Here is a 17,890-nt window from a genome sequence, read left to right as displayed (position 1 = left end):
GATGCTTCTGGCCATCGATTGCGGCAATACCAATACCGTTTTCTCGATCTGGGACGGTGAGGAATTCCTGTGCACCCTGCGCACCTCGACCCACCATGCGCGCACGGCAGACGCGTATTTCACCTGGTATTCGACGCTGGTGAAGCATTACGGGATCGAAGCGGACATCACCGACGTGATCATCGCCTCGACCGTGCCGCGTGTGGTGTTCAACCTGCGCATCTTCGCCGATCGTTTTTTCGGTTGCCGACCATTGGTCGTGGGTAAACCCGATTGCCTGTTGCCTGTCCCGCCGCGTGTGGATGAAGGCACGGTGCCCGGTCCGGATCGACTGGCCAATGCGGTTGGCGCTTTTGATCGTCATGGCGGCAATGTGGTTGTCGTGGATTTCGGCACTGCAACGAATTTCGACGTCGTCGCTGCCGATGGTGCCTATGTGGGTGGCATAATCGCCCCGGGCGTAAACCTGAGCCTTGAGGCCCTGCACCAGGGCGCGGCAGCACTGCCGCATATCGATATCACCCGACCGGACAAGGTGATCGGAACGAATACGGTTGGTTGTATCCAGTCGGGCGTGTATTGGGGATATTCCGGTCTGATCGAGGGGCTGATCGCCCGGATCAAGGACGAATACGGAATGCCGATGAAAGTCGTTGGCACCGGAGGGCTGGCCCCCTTGTTCGATCAGGCCGACGTGGGGTTCGACGCAATCGAAGATGATCTGACGATGCACGGGCTGACCGTGATCCATCGCTACAACAAGGATAATGGCTCCATATGAGCAGTGAAAGATTGATCTACCTGCCGCTGGGTGGCGCGGGCGAAATTGGCATGAATGCCTATGTCTATGGCTATGGTGAACCGGGGAAGGAACGCCTGATCCTTGTGGATCTGGGGGTGACGTTTCCCGATATGGATACAACGCCGGGCGTTGACCTTATCTATGCCGATATCTCATGGCTGAAAGAGCGTGCCGACCGGCTGGACGGTGTTTTCATCACGCACGCCCATGAAGACCATGTCGGCGCCGTAGCCCATTGTTACGAAGCCTTGGGTGCGCCGGTCTATGCGCGTGCCTTCACGGCCAATATCGCGCGCCGCAAGATGGAAGAACACGCGCACCCGACCGAGGCGGTGACGACCGTTTCCGCCTGGCCTGAACAGGTGTCCGTCGGGCCGTTCACCGTCGGCTTCCTTCCGGTTTCGCACTCGATTCCCGAAAGTGCCGCATTGGTCATCGATACACCCGCGGGGCGTGTCGTGCATTCGGGCGACTTCAAGCTCGATGCAGCACCGGTCGTTGGAGAGGCTTTTGATCCTGACCTGTGGGCCGAGGTCGCCAAGCCCGGCGTCAAGGCGCTGGTCTGTGACAGTACGAACGTGTTTTCGACCCATCCGGGACGTTCAGAATCCGAAGTTGGCCCCGAGATCGTCAAGCTGGTCGAAGGCGCGGAAGGCATGGTCGTGGCAACCACCTTTGCCTCAAACGTCGCGCGGGTCAAAACGCTGGCCGAAGCGGGTGCACAGGCCGGGCGTTCCGTCGTTCTGCTGGGTCGCGCGATGCGCAGGATGATCGAAGCCGCGACCGAAACCGGTATTCTTGCGGATTTCCCAAAGGTGATCAGCGCCGAGGAAGCTCTGGACCTTCCGCGTCAGAACCTGATGCTGATCGTGACCGGCAGCCAGGGGGAACGCCGTGCTGCCAGCGCCCAACTGGCCCGTGGCAAATACCGCGGTCTGGAACTGGCCGAGGGCGATCTGTTCCTGTTTTCCTCGAAAACCATTCCCGGTAACGAGCGGGGCGTGATCTTCATCATGAACCAGCTCAGCGAAAAGGGTGTGGATGTCGTCGATGACAGTTCGGGTCTGTATCACGTCTCGGGCCATGCCAACCGGCCTGATCTTGAGAAAGTGCACGCACTGACCGACCCGCAAATTGTTATCCCGATGCATGGTGAGCACCGCCATCTGCGCGAACACGTCAAACTGGCTGAGCAAGGCGGCAGAACCGGAGTGCTGGCGGTGAACGGCACCATGCTGGATCTCAGCGGCAATGCGCCTGTGGTCGTCGACTATGTCGAAACCGGTCGCACATATCTGGACGGCACCGTGAAGATCGGTGCCCTTGACGGCGTTGTGCGGGATCGTATCCGCATGGCTTTGAACGGCCATGTTACGGTGACGGTGGTTCTGGACGAAGAAGACGAACCGCTGGGCGAGCCGTGGTGCGACACCATGGGGCTGCCCGAAACCGGCACGTCCCGTGCGGCGTTGGTCGAAGTGCTGGAAGAGGATCTGAACCAGTTCCTGATGCGGGCCGCTGCCAAGACCCTGCGCGATGACGACAAGCTGGAAGAAGAAATGCGGCGCATAGTGCGGCAGACAGCCAAAGCCGAAATTGGCAAAAAGCCCGAAGTGACGGTGGTGGTCAGCCGGATGCGGTGAAACCGATCCGTCAGTCGTGGGTTGGCATCGGATAGCCCCTGAGACGCAGGAACAGGTTGGCTTCTTCGTTGTTTTTGTAGAATGGAACCGACGATGGCGGCTCGGGGGACGTAACCCGGGCCGCTATTTCCGCCAGAACGACCTCGGTGATAAACGGCAGATCCAGATCCCGTGCGCGATCCAGTTGCACCCATTGCAGGTGCGACAGTTCATCCGAGGCGTGACTGAAATCATCCACATCACCTTGCAGGGCTTCGGCGTCGACCAGAAAGAACCGCGCATCGAACCGGCGGGGACGGCCCGGTGGAGTTACGGCGCGAAAGACGAACTGAAGCGCAGCCGCAGTTGGCAGGTAACCCAACGCGGCAAAGCTCTGCCAATCGTCAGGAACATGACCGGGCCATGTGCCCGGCTGACCGAGAACAAGGCCAGTTTCTTCCCAAAGTTCACGTATGGCGGCAGCGGCGAGGGCGCGTTGAATCCCCGGCTCGGCCTGTTCGCCCAAACGTTCAAAGCACAGATCCGGCAAGTCCGTTGCCAATGGAACATCCGCGTCAGCCGGATCAACCGCGCCACCGGGAAAGACGAACTTGTTCGGCATGAACGCCGCTTTGGACCCGCGTTGCCCCATAAGGATCGAGGGGTTTGTCCATCTGTCCCGCAGCACGATAACCGTCGCTGCGTCCCGGATGGCGGTTTTGTCGGGTGTCATGTCCAAACTGATCAACTGGTTCGGTTCACGCGGATTTTTCAAAGCCATGCATGCGACGCGCCCACTGATACGCCACCACGGCACCTTTCAGGCGCGGCAACAGGAACAGGGACAGGGCAACGCAGGCGATGGAGAAGCCAATGGCCATCGTCCACGGATCGGGCCGCCAATGCACGTACGACACGTGCAGAGCCGGCGCCAGCAGATGGCCGACCAGCAGGATTGTCAGGTAGGCAGGCCCGTCATCAGCGCGATGATGAAACAGTTCCTGCCCGCAGTTCGAGCAGGAGTCATTGACCTTGAGATAGCTGTGCAACAGTTTGCCTTCCCCGCAGTTGGGGCATTTGCAGCGAAAACCCTTGACCAGGGCGGGCCATGTCTCACGCTCATTTTCAGAGGTCGTCTCGATCGTCTGATCCGTCATAATGTAACTCGCGCATTAATCTTTTGCGGATAATGGGCCTGATCGTGAAATTTTAAAAGGGGGGTGCGTCGCTTTGCAACGTCTGCCCGACACGTCGAATTGGGGCGATTCCGAAACTTTCAAAATAATATCGACTTCAGCGACGGAATTCCTGGCGCAGCCCGTTTGAATGGGTATGAGCGGCGGCACTCGGGCCGCGTCAACAAAAGGAAACGGAAATGAAAAACGTTACATTCATCTCGGCCATTGTCATGTCGGCGGTTGCGATTACCGGTACTTCTGTTCTGGCCGCTGGTCCGGGTGGCCGCGAGCCGGTGTCCTTTCAGGAACTGGACGCCAATGGCGATGGTCAGGTGACGCAACAGGAGATGGAGGCGCACCGCACCGCGCGTTTCACCGAGTCAGACACAAATGGGGATGGACAGCTGAGCCAGGAAGAGATGCAGGCCGCTGCCCAAAAGAAAGCAAGCGATCGGGTTTCCAGGATGTTCGAAAACAACGACGCGAACAAAGATGGCTTCCTCAGCCAGGATGAGTTGCCGAAACCGCGCCGGGCTGCCAAGATGTTTGATCGGATGGATGCGGACAACAGTGGCGGAATCTCGGAACAGGAATTTGCCGATGCCAAGGACCGGATGGGACGGCACCAAAAGAAAAAGCATCACAAGTCGAACGCAAGCGATAACTGATGCAGGATGGAGGACCTGACCTCCCACCCACAAGACGCTCGCGGTGCGGATTGCGCCGCGAGCACTCTCAGCGACGATGCGTTGCTGAGGCAATTCGCCGACGGCGAGGCGGGGGCTGCGCGCATCCTGACCGATCGTTTGGGGCCACGCTGTTATTCGGTTGCATTGCGCATGTTGGGTAATCGCGCCGAGGCGGAAGACGTGACGCAGGATGCGATGATGCGGTTGTGGCAGATGGCGCCGAATTGGGTGTCGGGTCAGGCCAAGGTTTCGACCTGGCTGTACCGGGTGACGTTGAACCTGTGTGTGGACATCAGGCGCAAGAAGACACCCGACAGGTTGTCGGACGTTCCCGAACCTGAAGACGGCAAGGCCAGCGTGGTTGACCGTATGCAGGATGAGGCGCGCAAGGATGCCTTGCAGTCGGCTCTGGCCGAGCTGCCCGAGCGGCAGCGACAAGCGGTCGTGCTGCGCCATATTGAAGAGCTGCCCAACCCCGAAATTGCCGGGATCATGGGCATTTCGGTAGAAGCAGTTGAAAGCCTGACCGCAAGAGGCAAGCGCAGCCTGACCGCGATTTTGGCCGGACGACGTGAAGAACTGGGGTATGAAAATGGCGGATGAAGACCTGCAACTGGATCATTTGTTTGCACGGGCACAGCGGCAGCGACCGGCACTGCCGGACGATCTTGCCGTGCGAATCCAGATGGATGCTGAAACTGTTCGCCTCGGTCGCCTTGCGCCTGCGCCGCGCCCGATGCCTTCGATATGGAACAGGTTGATAAGCAGTGTAGGGGGATGGCAGGGCCTTGGCGGGCTTGTCGCCGCAAGTGCTGCGGGTGTCTGGATCGGGTTTTCCGCACCAGCCTTTCTGCCGGACCCGGCCAACCTGTTGGCGTCGGAGGAGACATCCTTCCTCGTGGCCGACCTTGGATTTGACTCGAGTTTTCTGGAGAGCACGGAATGAACGCTGATCCCAAGCCCAAACGCAGGTGGGTTCCTGTCGTCCTGGTCCTGTCACTGGCGCTGAACCTGCTGGTTGTCGGTGTCGCTGTTGGAACGGTATTGCGCCTCAAAGGTGGGGATCATGCCAAATCACCGCCCGGCTTCGGCCCCGCGTTGTACCGGGCCCTGCCCAAGGATGATCGAAAGGCGATGCGGGGCGAGCTGACGGGCCTGCACAAAAAAGGGTCCAAGGTTCGCGCTCAGGATTTTGAAGCGCTCAGTCAGGCTTTGCGCGCAACGCCCTTCGACCCGGTCGCCGTTCAGGTTCTGTTGCAACAACAAGCGCAGGCCACCGCCGATTTACAGCAGGCTTTGCAAACGCAATGGCTGGCACGTGTGACCGCCATGAGTGATGATGAACGGCAGGCCTATGCAGACCGCTTACAGGAGGTCGTCAAACGCGGGCCGCATGGGCACAAGAAAAGAGACTGAACAGATCAGGCGGCACTTTGCCTGATACTCACCTGATTGCGCCCTGCTTTCTTCGCAGCATAAAGCGCTTTATCCGCGGACTTGATCAGGTTTTCCACGCTTTCGGCCGCACAGTCTTGCCGGGTAAAACTGGCCTGAGACAGTTTCAACCCGATACTGACCGTCACATCAACCTGTGCCCCATGGTCCGGTAACAGGAACGGGGACTGACAAATGCTGTCACAAACGGTTTCGGCCAGGTTCAACGCCTGTTTGGGCGACACATCCGGCACCCCGATCATGAACTCTTCACCGCCGATGCGAGCGACAAAGCCACGGGACCCCAAGGCATTTTGCATTCGTTCCGCTGCTTGCGTCAAAACGTAATCGCCGCTTGCATGGCCATGGCCATCATTGATTGCCTTGAAGTGATCCAGATCGGCCAGCATGATGGCAAAACTGCGCCCCGTTCTGGCGGATTGGCGCGCGATCTGATCCAGCGCGCGCATGGCGTAGCGGCGATTGTGCAGCCCGGTCAACGGGTCGATCCAAGATTCCGCGATGCCCCTTTTGAGAGAGACCCGCATCTGATCCAGCCGCGTCTTGCGGGCAATCTGGTTTTCAAGCCGCAGCAGGATCTCCTGCGCGCAGAACCCGCCGAGACAGACGGCATCGGCCCCTCGGTCCAGAGCTTCCGAAGCCTGTCCGGCGTCTTCGTCTTTCAGCACCCCGATCAAAACTGTGTGCCGGGTCACGCCGCGTGATCTCAGGTCGGCAAGGATATTCAGGCCGGCCGGGTTCGACCCCAGCTCAACCACGATCGCATCAGGAACAGACCCGGACAATACACCACGCAGGTTTGACTGAAGATGCCAGTTCAGATCAAATTGACGTTGATCATTCAGGGCCTTTTGCCAAAGGGCGCCGGTTCGGGCCGTGTGGGTCAGAATATCAACCCGCGCCGCTTTGGAGGGTCTGATGATCGTCGGGGCCGGCTCTGCGAAGCCGATCGGTTGCGATCCGTTGCTGACCTGCAAATCCTGAGTGACCGCACGGGCACGCAAAAGGCTGCGAATGCGCGCCAACAATAAAGTGTCTTTGAACGGGTGCGTCAACACATCATCCAGCCCGTCCTTCAACGCCCGCAGCCGGGCGTCCCGGTCATTTTGCGCGGCAATCGCCACGACCGGAACGTCGTCAAGGCCGGGTTCCTTCACGATCGCCTTCTTCACATCCGCAGCGGTTCCATCCGGTAACGTCTGGGCCGTCAGAACCAGATCCGGTTGCGTACGCCGCACCAGTGCGGGCAAACCTTCAAGCTTTTCACCCTGCACCACGTGATACCAGGCCGCCGTCAGCTGAACCTTCAGCATGATGCGATTGGTCGATACCCCGTCGAGGACAAGGATGGTTCCCTGCACAGACATAGTTGTTCACCGTTGATTGCATGCGTGAACAAAGTGTTTATGACTCTGGTTAACAAACCCTTTCCAAGACCGAATCTGACCCAAGTTTATGCCGATATCCTCTGATTCCGCCGAAACTCTTGCACTGACGGCCCTGGCCTGGCTGGTCGGCAATGACGAGCTTTTGCCTGTTTTTCTGGGCTCCACGGGGGCATCGATCGAGGATGTGCGCGATCGGGCAGGCGATCCCGAGTTTCTGGCGTCGGTTCTTGATTTTCTGGTGCTTGACGATTCGTGGGTCATGGCGTTTTGTGACGCTAATTCACTCGCCTATGATCTTCCCGCCCAGGCAAGGGCGGTATTGTCCGGCGGCGCTGAGGTACACTGGACATAACCCTATTTTTCCGCAGGAGCACCGGATGCCGATAGATGCGATCATCTTTGACAAAGATGGCACGCTGTTTGACTTTGCAAACACGTGGGGAGGGTTCGGACGCTCCATGCTGTTGCGCCTGTCCAACGGGGACGAAGATCGCGCGACCGAGCTTGGCCGTGTCATCGGATATGATTTCGAGCAAGGGAAGTATACCGAAGACAGCATTGTAATCGCCGCCACGGTCGAGGAAATCGCAGAGGTTCTGATTGCCCATGTCGATGGCGTGATCTTGCAGGAGATCATCGATTTGATGAACTCCGAGGCCGCCTCGGCCCCGCAGGTGCCCGCGGTGCCATTGGTTCCTTTCCTGGAAGGTCTGCAAAATGCCGGAATAAAGCTGGGCGTTGCGACGAATGACAGTGAGCATCCCGCTTTGCAGCATCTCGAATCTGTCGGGATAAGGGGGCATTTCGATTTCGTCGCCGGGTATGACAGCGGTCACGGGTTCAAGCCGGGACCGGGCCAGTTGCTGGCCTTTGCCGCCCATATCGGGGTCGAGCCATCTCGTATCGCGATGGTGGGTGACAGCCTTCATGATTTGCAGGCCGGGCGTGCGGCGGGGATGACCACCGTAGGCGTTCTGACCGGTTTGGCCGAGGCCGATGCATTGGCTCCGATGGCGGATGTGATTTTGCCGGATATCGGACATATTCCCGAATGGTTGACCAAAAGTTGATTGTCAAACCCGGGTTTCGACGGAATGGAATGAAAAACCGACAAATTCTGTCGCAGACGGAGCGGCCATAGGCGTCTCTTCGGGGCTTGCTTGACGAAAGCAAGAACAGGAGGCACCGATGGCCGAGACCAAAACACGCAAGCGCCGCGGAGGAGGGCGTGCAGGGGCGGCTGCGCGCAGAGGCAGTGCAGCGATTGACCAGATGCCCTGGGATCCGCCGGTCAACATCGATCGACCTACGGAACCTTTGGATCAGGCCGGCATCGAAGCGATCCATGAAGGGGCGATGCGGATCCTCGAAGAGATCGGGATCGAGTTTTACAACGAAGAGGCAATAGGCATCCTGCGCGAAGCCGGTTGTACCATCGACGGCGACAATGTCCGCATGGGGCGGGACTTTGTCATGGAGATGATCGCCAAGGCTCCCAGCCGGTTTTCGATCACCCCTCGCAATCTGGATCGCAAGATCGAAATCGGGGGGAAGAACATCCTGTTCGGCAACGTCTCTTCCCCGCCGAACTACTGGGACATGGAGATCGGGAAAAAAGTGCCGGGCAATCGCGAGATGTGCCGGAATCTTCTGAAGCTGACGCAATATTTCAACTGCATCCATTTCGCCGGCGGATACCCGGTCGAGCCGGTCGATATCCACGCCAGCGTCCGCCATCTGGACGTGCTGTACGACAAGCTGACCCTGACCGACAAGGCGATGCACGCCTATTCGCTGGGCAAGGAACGTGTCGAAGATGTCATGGAAATGGTGCGCATTGCAGGCGGTTTGAGCCACGAAGAGTTCGAAGCCGCGCCGCGCATGTACACCAATATCAACTCAACCTCGCCGCTGAAACACGATCACCCGATGATAGACGGATGCTTGCGCCTGGCACGGCGGGGACAAGCGATTGTAGTCACACCCTTTACGCTTGCCGGGGCCATGGCACCCGTAACCATGGCAGGCGCAGTGGCGCAGTCCCTGGCCGAAGCGCTGTGTGCCATTGCGCTGTTCCAATATGTGCGCCCGGGTATCCCTTGTGTGATCGGTACCTTCACGTCGAATGTGGACATGAAGTCCGGCGCGCCGGCCTTTGGAACACCGGAATACATGCGTTCGACCCAGATGACCGGCCAGATGGCGCGGTTCTATGGTTTGCCCATGCGGTCTTCGGGTGTTTGTGCTGCCAATGTGCCGGACGGCCAGTCGGTGTGGGAGACTTCGAACTCGCTTTGGGCAGCCGTGCAATCGGGCACCAATATGGTCTACCACGCAGCCGGTTGGCTTGAGGGCGGTCTGATCGCCAGCCCGGAAAAGTTCATCATGGACTGCGAAATCCTACAGCAAATTCAACGCTATATGAACCCCGAGTTGACCGCCACAGGGCCGGACGAGATTGCCCTGGATGCGATCAGGGCAGTCGGCAATGACGGCCATTTCTTCGGCATTCAGCATACGCAGGATCGCTATACCACGGCGTTCTATCAACCCTTCCTGAGTGACTGGAAAAACTATGAAGGATGGGAGGTCGCCGGCGGTATCTGGACCGCAGAACGCGCGCATCACATGTTCAAGGAGATCATCTCAAGTTTTGAAGCCCCCCCGATGGATGAAGGTATTCGCGAGGAACTGGCCGCTTTTGTCGAACGCCGCAAAGCGGAAGGCGGCGCGCCCACGGATTTCTGACCGGACGGGTGGTATCGAGTTGATACTCGGTTGAATTCGCTACAACTCAGGGTGGATTTTGGCTATTTGTTAAGGTTTTTCCGGCCACAGTGCACAGGACACAAATCTGGGGCATCTGATGCATGGTCTGATCAATCGGGCGATACAGTCCTTTGTCTGTGCGACCTACGGGCGATCCTGCTGGTTGCGCGTGACCGACGCCGCGCGGCTGGGGTTTGTCGAGTTTGAAGCCATGCTCGTCTATGACGATGACATGACGTCCAAGGTAATGGAGGCGCTGAGCGCCGACCTCGACCGGCCGCAAGCCGAAGTCTTTGAGGACTTGGGAACGTATCTCGTGTCTCACCCGAATATGGAAGGGCTGCGCCGCCTTCTCAGGTTTGGCGGCGTCAGCTATGTCGAGTTTCTTCATTCGCTCGACGATCTGGCGGACCGCGTACGGCTGGCGGTGTCTGATTTGACCCTGCCGACCTTGGAACTGAAAGAGCTGTCAGCCACGGAATTTCAACTGAGTTGTTCCCCGGGCCTGCCCGGGTACTCCAATGTCATGGTTGGGGTCCTGCGCGCAATGGCGGATGACTATGGTGCGCTGGTGATGCTGTCACACGAGGGGCAGCAGCAAGGGAGTGACGTCATTTCCATCATGTTGGTTGAAAGCGCATTTGCTGAGGGGCGGCATTTTGATCTGGGGGCTCGGAACGGATGACAGATACCCAAGAACTGGCTGGTCTGCTGGAAACGCTTTGCCCGATGTTCCTGTTGGTGGACCAAAACGGGCATATTCAACAAGCTGGTCCGACCCTGCAAAAGTTGCGACCTGAATTGCCGCTGGTGGGGCAGGGTTTTCTGGATGTATTTGAACTGATCCGCCCCAGAACGATCACAACCGTTCCCGCCCTGATGTCAATGGCGGGGGCGAAGCTGCACCTGAGGTTCCATGATGAACCCCGTACAACCCTCAAAGGCCTGGTTGCTCCTTTGCCGCATTCAGGTGGTGCGGTCATCAATCTGTCATTTGGTATCTCGATCTTGGATGCGGTACGGGACTATGCGCTGACTAGTGCTGATTTCTCGGGCACGGATCTGGCGATCGAGCTGTTGTATCTGGTCGAAGCCAAATCCGCCGCGATGGAGGCATCCCGCTCTCTCAACCTTCGGCTACAGGGTGCGATGCTTGCAGCCGAAGAGCAGGCCTATACCGACACGTTGACCGGACTGAAGAACCGCAGGGCAATGGATCACTTGCTCGAGCATTTGATCTCGGGAAATTCCACCTTCGCGCTCATGCATCTGGATCTGGATTTTTTCAAAGCCGTGAATGACAAGCTGGGTCATGCGGCTGGTGATTTCGTCTTGCAGCAGGCCGCCCGCATCATGCAGGAGGAAACACGAAGCAACGACACTGTGGCCCGGGTCGGCGGGGATGAATTCGTTATTGTTTTCAAAGATCTGACTCGGAAAGATACTCTGGCCTGCATTGCTGGGCGTCTGATATCAAAGTTGAATGAACCGATGACGTTTCAGAATCAAAGCTGTACGATCTCGGCCAGTATTGGCACCGCCTTGTCCACGCAGTTCGACTGCCCCAACGCCGCCGACATTCTTCACGCAGCAGATTTGGCCCTTTATCAGGCCAAACGTGACGGCCGGTCATGCCACCGCATGTATTCAGCGTTGAGCAAGGCGCAAACCTGAATTCGCCCGGGAAACACGATGGGCAACGTATCGGGGCTTCAGGCTGAATCGAATGCCTCATTTATCTTCTTGGCTATCTGTTGCCGGATCGGAGGCAACTCTCCCACCACCGGCAGGACCACGCCTGAAAACCCCGCGCGATCCAGCTCTTGCGGGACGTCTTCCTGCACGTGCCCTCCGGCACAGGCAAAGAACGGAAGGCACAGCGCCTGATCTTCGGTGCCGTTGGCGGCGTCAGATATGGAAGGTGGCTCTTCGACGAAACCGACGCGAACAGATTTGAAAGCCACCAATCCCGCAAGCTGTTTCGCAAACTGCAACGCCACGGACGACGGGTTCCGGCTGCGCCCGGAACCATGCGCGGCAATGACTAGATCGGTGGACCCAGCGGCCCAGTGTTTGTCGGACAATTCCGATTGCAGGGCCTCTGCGGTCAGCGCCGGCAGGTCCGGGTCAATTCCAAGCGGGTCCAAAATCTTTGCCGGATGGTGCCCAAGCCGTTTGGGTAACGCGCTGGTGACAAACCACCCCTTTGCCATGAAAAGTGGATAGATGACCGAATTTTCGGGCGCGCGGTCCAGCTTCGCCTCCAACGCGCCCGGCGCGGCCAGAGTGGCCGAATGCACCGCCACATGCTGGGTCAGCGCGTTGACCTTGGCTGCGAATGCAGCAAGTGCAGCTTCCGCCGGTTCCGGATCAGACGGTTGGCCATGAGCGACGATAATTGCATGTGACATTCGGATCTCCTGCTGCGTTGCGCGATAGGTGTTTCACGTCGACCTGAAGTCAACACCACAGTTAGCCCAGAAGTGTCAGCCATAGCCAGACGGTCAGAATGGACGAGGCTGTTCCGATAAGTACGGCCGACGCTGCGACCCGTTTTGCGCGACCATACATATTGGCGAAAATATAGGCGTTGAAACCCGGAGCCATGGCGGCATTCAATACGCCCGACCGAAACAGGTCCTGCGGCAGGCCCACGGATTTGCCGAACATCCACACCAGGCTGGGATGCAGCATCAACGAGATACAGCAAACATATGCGATGGTGCGCAGGTCGCCCTCGGGCTTGTATTTGACCAGCACTCCGCCCAAGGCAAACAACGCCCCGGGCAGGGCAGCACGGGTGATCAACCCCAGCGCTTCGTCGACCACGGCAGGGATCGCCAGATCGGACAGGTTGACCAGAAACCCAAGGGCAATACCAAGGATCAGCGCGTTCTTGAACATTGCGGACAAAACAGACCGTGCCATGCGGATGCCTCCATGACCGCGACTTCGCACGACCTCCATCACCGTGATCCCGACGCCGTAACAAAACGGAGAATGGAAGGCGATGATCGCGTAGTTGCCCGTCAGGTTCTCGGGCCCATATGCGCGTTCGGTAATCGGCAAGCCCAAGAGGACAGAGTTCGAGAACAGGCAACAAAACCCGATGGCGACGCAATCCTCCCAGTCGCGCCCGAAAATGATGCGTGCGCCGAACAGACCTGCCGTGAAACACAGGGCGGCAGCGGAATAGAAACTGGCCAATAGACGGGGGTCGAAACTGGCGCCGAGGTCCAGATGCGCGATGGCCAGGAACAAAAGGCAGGGAATCGCAAAGCCTTGGGTGAACTTCATCAGCCCATCGACATGCGCTTGTTTGAAGTACCCCGTGCGGGTTGCCGTATACCCGGCCCCGATTACAAGGAAAACCGGAAGAATGACGTCGATCAGGCTTTGCAGCATGTGACCCTCCCGCGACGGACCTGCTGCGATATTTTGCGGGCGGCGGGCAGCGGTCTACTGTGCCTGATGGATCACCATCCCGTCGAAGGCGGGGGTGATGTGGTCGGGGGTTTCGGCGTCGACGGTCGCGTAGTCGAGGTCGATATGCATGTTGGTCAATACCGCGCGCTTCGGTTGCAGCTTTTCGATCCACCCAAGCGTCTTTTCCAGATGCGCGTGCGTCGGATGAGGCGAGCGGCGCAGGGCGTCGATGACAAGGCAGTCCAGCCCTTTCATTTCGGGCCAGGCGTCGTCGTAGATCTCGGCGACATCCGGCAGATAGGCGAGTTGCCCAATGCGGAAGCCAAGGGAATCGATCGAACCGTGATTCACTTTGAAAGGACGAAACGGAATCGGGCCGCCGGGGCCGTCGATTTCGAATGGACCGTCGATAGACTTGAGCTCGAGGATCGGAGGATAAGGGGAGCCCTCGGGCTGAATGAACGCGTATCCAAACCGCCCCAACAAAGCGTTCTGGGTGTCGCCATCCGCCCACACAGGAACACGGGTTTTCATGTTGAACACGATCATGCGCAAATCATCGATTCCATGCACATGGTCTGCGTGGGAATGCGTATAGACGACCCCGTCCAACCGCCCTGTACCTGTATCCAGCAACTGGCTGCGCATATCAGGCGTGGTGTCGATCAGAACCGAGGTTGTGCCATCTGGCCCGTCGCGTTCGACCAGCATCGAACAGCGGCGCCGGACGTTCCTGGGGTTCGCAGGGTCACAATCGCCCCATTGACCGCCCAATCGCGGCACGCCGCCAGAGGATCCGCAGCCCAGAATTGTAAATCGGAAGCCGGTCATGCGGCGGCCTTGTATGATGCCGCTTTGGTGAACAGCCGGTCGAAGTTTGCCTGTGTCTGGTCAGCAAAAGCGGCATAGTCCATGCCAAAGATTTCGGCCCCCTTTTGGGCCGTGTGCACAGTATAGGCCGGCTCGTTTCGTTTGCCGCGATAGGGCGGCGGGGCCAGATAGGGCGCGTCGGTTTCCACCAAAATGCGATCCACCGGGGCGCTTGCGAAAATGTCCCGCAATTCCTGGCTCTTGGGGAAGGCGGCTATGCCGGACATGGACAGGTAAAAACCTAAATCCAAGGCGGCCTTGGCCAGTTCAGCAGAGGAGGAGAAGCAGTGCATGACGCAGGAATAGGGCGCGTTGCGATATTCTTCGGCCAGAATGCCGGCCATATCTTCATCAGCTGCGCGGGCGTGAATGATCAGGGGCAACCCGGTGCGCTGGGCTGCTTCGATATGGATGCGCAGGGACTGTTTCTGAACTTCCGCGCTATCTGCGGTATAGTGATAGTCCAGGCCGGTTTCACCGATACCGACGAATTTCGGATGCTGTGCCAGGGCGACCAGATCATCGACCGAGGCCAATGGCTCGTCCGCGGCGCTCATCGGGTGTGTGCCGGCGGCATAGAAGACCGGCGCGTGGGCTTCGGCAATCGCACGGACAGCGGGTTCGTTGCGCAGTTTGGTGCAGATCGTCACCATCCGGGTCACGCCAGCCTGGGCTGCACGCGCGATGATGTCGTCCAACTGGCCTTCGAAATCCGGGAAGTCCAGATGGCAGTGGCTGTCGGTAATCTGGGGGGTGTCGCTCATCTGTTCTGACCGGCGGTTTCCTGTATCTTGAACACCGTATCTAGGACCAGAGCGGCAGGGTCAAGGTTGACAGCCTGACCATGTCGCGCCCGGGCTGTGATCGTCGCGGCGACCTCGGCCCAGCGACGGGCTTGATCCGGCGATGCTGACAGACGCGCCAGTGTTTCACCCTCGTTGGGGGCGGCTTCAGGAACCAGGGGCGTGCCTGTTGCCCCGGTCAGGGCCAGCCGTGACAGAGCAACGTCGATCAATGTCAGCAAAAGTTCAAACCGGTCTGCCGCGCCGCGCTGCGCTGCCGCTTCGGCCAAAGCCAGCGCGCGCTGGCGGTCCATGCGGGGCAGGGTGCCCAGAATGGCGATCAGTTCGGCATAGATGTCCAGACCACCCAGATTGATCAAACGCACGGCGTCTCCGACTGAACCTGCCGCAAGTGCGGCGAGGTGTTCTGTCTGCGCGGGAGTTTCGGTTTCCGTTTGTGACAGGGCGGCCTGCATGTCTTGCGCGTTCAGCGGGCCGAGGCGCAGCGTGCGACAGCGTGAACGGATGGTTGGCAACAGGCGTGAGGGTTGATGCGATACCAGCAAAAGGGTGGTGCGGGCAGGCGGCTCTTCCAGCATCTTCAGCAACGCGTTGGCGGCGCTGACGTTCATTTCGTCTGCTGAATCCACGATCACGACGCGGCGGCCGCCGTCGGCAGAGGACAGGCCAAAAAACTTCCCAAGCTTGCGGATGTCATCTACGACGATCTCACCGCGCAGCCGTCCCTGATCGTTCAGCGACCGGGTTATCGCCGCCAAACCCGGTTCTGCCCCCGCCTGAATGCGATGGGCCACCGGGTGGTCGGGATCGATGTCGAGCGTCTTGGGCGGAGGCGGCGCGCTGAACAACCCGTCATCCTCTGCCGGCGGCGTGGCCAGCAGAAACCGTGCAATTCGCCAGGCCAGTGTCGCCTTGCCGACACCGCGTGGCCCTGTCAGCAGCCAACCGTGATGCAAACGGTCTGACGTGTAAGCGGACAGAAATGTCTGTTCCGCCGCGTCCTGGCCAAAAAGCCGACCGGTTTCGCGCGGATGTGGTGCGCCCGGCACCTGATCCGGAGAAGGGATATCGTCGCTCATCGTCTACCGCAGTGCTGCCTGGACGAGTTTTGTCACATCCTGCGCAACGCTGTCCATGTCCCTGTTGCCATCCACGATGTGAAACCTGTCCGGGAACTCATCGGCCAGCGCCAGAAAGCCGGCGCGCATCTTCTTCTGCAATTCCGGGCCAAAGTCCTCGAACCGTTCTTCGGTGCCTTGTCGCCCCTTGGCGCGTGCCAGGCCCGTTTCAGGGTCCATGTCGATCAGCAGCGTCATGTCCGGTTCGCGCCCGATCATCAGGCTGTGCAACTGATCCACCAGATTTCGCAGGTCGCCCCGGGACAGGCCCTGATACATACGTGTGCTGTCAGCAAAGCGGTCGCAGATCACCACCTTCCCTGCTGCCAGTGCAGGTTCGATGGTGCGCTCCAGATGGTCGCGGCGGGCCGCGGTGAACAGCAGAATCTCGGTCTCGGCCGACCAGCGATCCGGGTCGCCCTCCAAAACCAGTCTGCGAATTTCCTCGGCCCCCGCAGAGCCGCCGGGCTCGCGCGTCAGTACCACCTCGTGACCCTGCGCACGCAGATGTTCCGCCAGCATCCGCGCCTGTGTTGACTTGCCTGAACCGTCAATGCCTTCGAAGGTCAGAAAAAACCCCGCTTTCGTCACATCGACTCCAGCGGGTTGTTGATCACGTCTTTCAATACGATACCGCCGACGGTCAGCATGCGCACCACAAACCCGCCAATCGCAACATCTTCGGCTGCCACCAGAGGCCGCCGGATTTCCGGCAACCCTTCGGGCTTGATCACCAGTTCGGCCAGTTGCTGACCTTTCTTGACGGGCGCGTTGATCGGGCCCTCATAGACCACTTCGGCCTCGACATTCTGGGTGCCCAGAACCGGGAACAGCACATTCAGATCACCTTCGGGAACAAGCCCCACGGTCTTTTTCTCGCCCATCCACAGCTTGGCTTCGGCTATCGGCGTTTCCGCGGTGGCAACTGTCCTCTCGACAAAATTTCGAAACGACCAGTTAACCACGGCCTCAGCCTCCTCTGCCCGCTGGCCGGTGCTGTCGAGACCCGTCAGCACAAAGATCACCCGCCTGTCGCCTTGTTTGGCGGACCCGACAAGGCCATAGCCCGCTTCTTGCGTATGGCCGGTTTTCAGGCCATCTGCACCGATATCCAGCCGCAGCAACGGGTTGCGGTTGCGGGCGTTCGAGGGTGCGCGGCCATCGAATTCGAAAACCTCTTCGGCGAAAAGGGGGTAGTATTCTGGAAAGTCCGAGATCAGCCGATCCGCAAGAACGGCCAGATCATGAACCGACATCATATGCCCGGCGGCGGGCCAGCCGTTTGAATTTGCGAAGTTCGAATTGTTCATGCCCATCTGCTTGGCCCGCTGGGTCATGTATCGCGCAAATCCTGCTTCGGTGCCATCCGGGCTGAGCGCTTCGGCGATGACCACGCAGGCGTCATTGCCCGACAAAACGATTATGCCGCGCAGCAGGTCTTCGACACGTACGCGATCCTGCGTGTTCAGGAACATTGTCGAGCCGCCATAGCTCATCGCGTGTTCCGAAACAGGCAGGGTTTCGTCCAGCGTCAAGCGCCCGTCCCGCAATGCTTCGAATGCAACATAAAGCGTCATGAGCTTGGACATCGACGCAGGCGGCAATGGTTGGTCGGCTTCTTTCGACAGCAGCACGGTACCGGTGGTTTGGTCGATCACATAAGCCGCGCGGGCGGATGTATCAAAAGCCTGGGCAGGTATCGCCAGAACGGCAAGCCCAAGAGCCAGAACGGATGTTCGTATTGAGGATAGCATGTTACGCCTCCCTTAA

General features: G+C 59.0%; 21 protein-coding genes. 11 read left to right on the top strand and 10 right to left on the bottom strand.

Translation table 11 applies throughout. The features are described from left to right. Position 1: 1 nt before the first annotated feature. Both AC2FF8_RS03475 and AC2FF8_RS03470 read left to right on the top strand, forming a co-directional pair. A complete protein-coding gene (locus AC2FF8_RS03475) occupies positions 2 to 781 on the top strand; it encodes a type III pantothenate kinase (protein ID WP_117868414.1) in 780 nt (259 codons plus the stop codon). Then, positions 778 to 2,445: a ribonuclease J gene (locus AC2FF8_RS03470; protein ID WP_257599029.1), complete on the top strand. Its 1,668-nt coding sequence runs from the start codon at positions 778 to 780 to the stop codon at positions 2,443 to 2,445. Before AC2FF8_RS03475 ends, AC2FF8_RS03470 begins: the two co-directional genes overlap by 4 nt. A gap of 10 nt (positions 2,446 to 2,455) precedes the next feature. Here the strand turns inward: AC2FF8_RS03470 and AC2FF8_RS03465 are convergent, their stop codons facing one another. Further along, complete coding sequence (locus tag AC2FF8_RS03465) at positions 2,456 to 3,157, bottom strand: NUDIX hydrolase (protein ID WP_496878924.1); 702 nt, start codon at positions 3,155 to 3,157, stop codon at positions 2,456 to 2,458. Positions 3,158 to 3,182: 25 nt separating this feature from the next. After that, entirely contained in the window at positions 3,183 to 3,581 is a 399-nt protein-coding gene (locus tag AC2FF8_RS03460) for a DUF983 domain-containing protein (RefSeq protein ID WP_496878923.1), read from the bottom strand. Positions 3,582 to 3,799: 218 nt separating this feature from the next. On the opposite strand from AC2FF8_RS03460, the gene AC2FF8_RS03455 reads away from it, so the two are divergent. From AC2FF8_RS03455 to AC2FF8_RS03440, 4 genes are read left to right on the top strand one after another with little or no spacing between them, the layout of a single operon-like run. Then, entirely contained in the window at positions 3,800 to 4,270 is a 471-nt protein-coding gene (locus AC2FF8_RS03455; protein WP_496878922.1) for an EF-hand domain-containing protein, read from the top strand. A 6-nt stretch (positions 4,271 to 4,276) separates the two neighbouring features. Continuing rightward, complete coding sequence (locus AC2FF8_RS03450) at positions 4,277 to 4,894, top strand: RNA polymerase sigma factor (RefSeq protein ID WP_425078551.1); 618 nt, start codon at positions 4,277 to 4,279, stop codon at positions 4,892 to 4,894. Further along, on the top strand, positions 4,884 to 5,237 hold the full coding sequence (locus AC2FF8_RS03445) for a hypothetical protein (protein WP_170343799.1): 354 nt from the start codon (positions 4,884 to 4,886) through the stop codon (positions 5,235 to 5,237). Before AC2FF8_RS03450 ends, AC2FF8_RS03445 begins: the two co-directional genes overlap by 11 nt. Next, entirely contained in the window at positions 5,234 to 5,707 is a 474-nt protein-coding gene (locus AC2FF8_RS03440; protein WP_496878921.1) for a periplasmic heavy metal sensor, read from the top strand. Before AC2FF8_RS03445 ends, AC2FF8_RS03440 begins: the two co-directional genes overlap by 4 nt. A 5-nt stretch (positions 5,708 to 5,712) precedes the next feature. On the opposite strand, the gene AC2FF8_RS03435 is transcribed toward AC2FF8_RS03440, so the two are convergent. After that, entirely contained in the window at positions 5,713 to 7,113 is a 1,401-nt protein-coding gene (locus AC2FF8_RS03435) for a diguanylate cyclase (protein WP_496878920.1), read from the bottom strand. An 88-nt stretch (positions 7,114 to 7,201) separates the two neighbouring features. Here AC2FF8_RS03435 and AC2FF8_RS03430 point away from each other — a divergent pair, with 88 nt between their 5' ends. From AC2FF8_RS03430 to AC2FF8_RS03410, 5 genes are all read left to right on the top strand, one after another. Further along, complete coding sequence (locus tag AC2FF8_RS03430) at positions 7,202 to 7,486, top strand: DUF3572 domain-containing protein (RefSeq protein ID WP_170343802.1); 285 nt, start codon at positions 7,202 to 7,204, stop codon at positions 7,484 to 7,486. A 25-nt stretch (positions 7,487 to 7,511) separates the two neighbouring features. After that, complete coding sequence (locus AC2FF8_RS03425) at positions 7,512 to 8,204, top strand: HAD family hydrolase (protein ID WP_496878919.1); 693 nt, start codon at positions 7,512 to 7,514, stop codon at positions 8,202 to 8,204. A gap of 118 nt (positions 8,205 to 8,322) precedes the next feature. After that, positions 8,323 to 9,882, top strand: coding sequence for a trimethylamine methyltransferase family protein (locus AC2FF8_RS03420; protein WP_170343804.1), 1,560 nt, complete (start codon positions 8,323 to 8,325; stop codon positions 9,880 to 9,882). Positions 9,883 to 10,000: 118 nt separating this feature from the next. Continuing rightward, complete coding sequence (locus tag AC2FF8_RS03415) at positions 10,001 to 10,588, top strand: heme NO-binding domain-containing protein (RefSeq protein ID WP_496878918.1); 588 nt, start codon at positions 10,001 to 10,003, stop codon at positions 10,586 to 10,588. After that, positions 10,585 to 11,577 (top strand): diguanylate cyclase domain-containing protein, encoded by a 993-nt coding sequence (locus tag AC2FF8_RS03410; protein WP_496878917.1) that lies wholly within the window; start codon positions 10,585 to 10,587, stop codon positions 11,575 to 11,577. Before AC2FF8_RS03415 ends, AC2FF8_RS03410 begins: the two co-directional genes overlap by 4 nt. 38 nt (positions 11,578 to 11,615) lie before the next feature. Here AC2FF8_RS03410 and AC2FF8_RS03405 read toward each other — a convergent pair whose 3' ends face one another. From AC2FF8_RS03405 to AC2FF8_RS03375, 7 genes are all read right to left on the bottom strand, one after another. Then, positions 11,616 to 12,314 (bottom strand): CbiX/SirB N-terminal domain-containing protein, encoded by a 699-nt coding sequence (locus AC2FF8_RS03405; protein WP_496878916.1) that lies wholly within the window; start codon positions 12,312 to 12,314, stop codon positions 11,616 to 11,618. A gap of 61 nt (positions 12,315 to 12,375) precedes the next feature. After that, on the bottom strand, positions 12,376 to 13,308 hold the full coding sequence (locus tag AC2FF8_RS03400) for an AEC family transporter (protein WP_496878915.1): 933 nt from the start codon (positions 13,306 to 13,308) through the stop codon (positions 12,376 to 12,378). Positions 13,309 to 13,362: 54 nt separating this feature from the next. Continuing rightward, on the bottom strand, positions 13,363 to 14,160 hold the full coding sequence (locus AC2FF8_RS03395) for an MBL fold metallo-hydrolase (protein WP_170343809.1): 798 nt from the start codon (positions 14,158 to 14,160) through the stop codon (positions 13,363 to 13,365). Further along, a complete protein-coding gene (locus AC2FF8_RS03390) occupies positions 14,157 to 14,963 on the bottom strand; it encodes a TatD family hydrolase (RefSeq protein WP_170343810.1) in 807 nt (268 codons plus the stop codon). Before AC2FF8_RS03390 ends, AC2FF8_RS03395 begins: the two co-directional genes overlap by 4 nt. Beyond that, positions 14,960 to 16,081 carry a DNA polymerase III subunit delta' gene (locus AC2FF8_RS03385; protein WP_496878914.1) on the bottom strand — a complete coding sequence of 374 codons (1,122 nt, stop codon included), beginning with the start codon at positions 16,079 to 16,081 and terminating at the stop codon, positions 14,960 to 14,962. Before AC2FF8_RS03385 ends, AC2FF8_RS03390 begins: the two co-directional genes overlap by 4 nt. 3 nt (positions 16,082 to 16,084) lie before the next feature. Continuing rightward, positions 16,085 to 16,711, bottom strand: a complete 627-nt coding sequence (tmk, locus tag AC2FF8_RS03380) for a dTMP kinase (protein WP_496878913.1) — start codon at positions 16,709 to 16,711, stop codon at positions 16,085 to 16,087. After that, complete coding sequence (locus AC2FF8_RS03375) at positions 16,708 to 17,874, bottom strand: D-alanyl-D-alanine carboxypeptidase family protein (protein WP_170343813.1); 1,167 nt, start codon at positions 17,872 to 17,874, stop codon at positions 16,708 to 16,710. The genes tmk and AC2FF8_RS03375 overlap by 4 nt, the downstream gene beginning before the upstream one ends. Positions 17,875 to 17,890 lie beyond the last annotated feature (16 nt).

Source organism: Ruegeria sp. YTSA144 (assembly GCF_059610125.1).
Note: the sequence above shows the minus strand (reverse complement) of the source record. Positions and strands in the feature narration are given on the sequence as shown.

Coding starts and splice junctions, on each gene's coding strand:
- AC2FF8_RS03470 (WP_257599029.1), top strand. CDS start 778: ATGAGCAGTGAAAGATTGATCTACCTGCCGCTGGGTGGCGCGGGCGAA.
- AC2FF8_RS03405 (WP_496878916.1), bottom strand. CDS start 12,314: ATGTCACATGCAATTATCGTCGCTCATGGCCAACCGTCTGATCCGGAA.
- AC2FF8_RS03420 (WP_170343804.1), top strand. CDS start 8,323: ATGGCCGAGACCAAAACACGCAAGCGCCGCGGAGGAGGGCGTGCAGGG.
- AC2FF8_RS03455 (WP_496878922.1), top strand. CDS start 3,800: ATGAAAAACGTTACATTCATCTCGGCCATTGTCATGTCGGCGGTTGCG.
- AC2FF8_RS03425 (WP_496878919.1), top strand. CDS start 7,512: ATGCCGATAGATGCGATCATCTTTGACAAAGATGGCACGCTGTTTGAC.
- AC2FF8_RS03415 (WP_496878918.1), top strand. CDS start 10,001: ATGCATGGTCTGATCAATCGGGCGATACAGTCCTTTGTCTGTGCGACC.
- AC2FF8_RS03375 (WP_170343813.1), bottom strand. CDS start 17,874: ATGCTATCCTCAATACGAACATCCGTTCTGGCTCTTGGGCTTGCCGTT.
- AC2FF8_RS03440 (WP_496878921.1), top strand. CDS start 5,234: ATGAACGCTGATCCCAAGCCCAAACGCAGGTGGGTTCCTGTCGTCCTG.
- AC2FF8_RS03450 (WP_425078551.1), top strand. CDS start 4,277: ATGGAGGACCTGACCTCCCACCCACAAGACGCTCGCGGTGCGGATTGC.
- AC2FF8_RS03430 (WP_170343802.1), top strand. CDS start 7,202: ATGCCGATATCCTCTGATTCCGCCGAAACTCTTGCACTGACGGCCCTG.
- AC2FF8_RS03460 (WP_496878923.1), bottom strand. CDS start 3,581: ATGACGGATCAGACGATCGAGACGACCTCTGAAAATGAGCGTGAGACA.
- AC2FF8_RS03385 (WP_496878914.1), bottom strand. CDS start 16,081: ATGAGCGACGATATCCCTTCTCCGGATCAGGTGCCGGGCGCACCACAT.
- AC2FF8_RS03390 (WP_170343810.1), bottom strand. CDS start 14,963: ATGAGCGACACCCCCCAGATTACCGACAGCCACTGCCATCTGGACTTC.
- AC2FF8_RS03465 (WP_496878924.1), bottom strand. CDS start 3,157: ATGACACCCGACAAAACCGCCATCCGGGACGCAGCGACGGTTATCGTG.
- AC2FF8_RS03475 (WP_117868414.1), top strand. CDS start 2: ATGCTTCTGGCCATCGATTGCGGCAATACCAATACCGTTTTCTCGATC.
- AC2FF8_RS03445 (WP_170343799.1), top strand. CDS start 4,884: ATGGCGGATGAAGACCTGCAACTGGATCATTTGTTTGCACGGGCACAG.
- AC2FF8_RS03400 (WP_496878915.1), bottom strand. CDS start 13,308: ATGCTGCAAAGCCTGATCGACGTCATTCTTCCGGTTTTCCTTGTAATC.
- AC2FF8_RS03395 (WP_170343809.1), bottom strand. CDS start 14,160: ATGACCGGCTTCCGATTTACAATTCTGGGCTGCGGATCCTCTGGCGGC.
- AC2FF8_RS03410 (WP_496878917.1), top strand. CDS start 10,585: ATGACAGATACCCAAGAACTGGCTGGTCTGCTGGAAACGCTTTGCCCG.
- AC2FF8_RS03435 (WP_496878920.1), bottom strand. CDS start 7,113: ATGTCTGTGCAGGGAACCATCCTTGTCCTCGACGGGGTATCGACCAAT.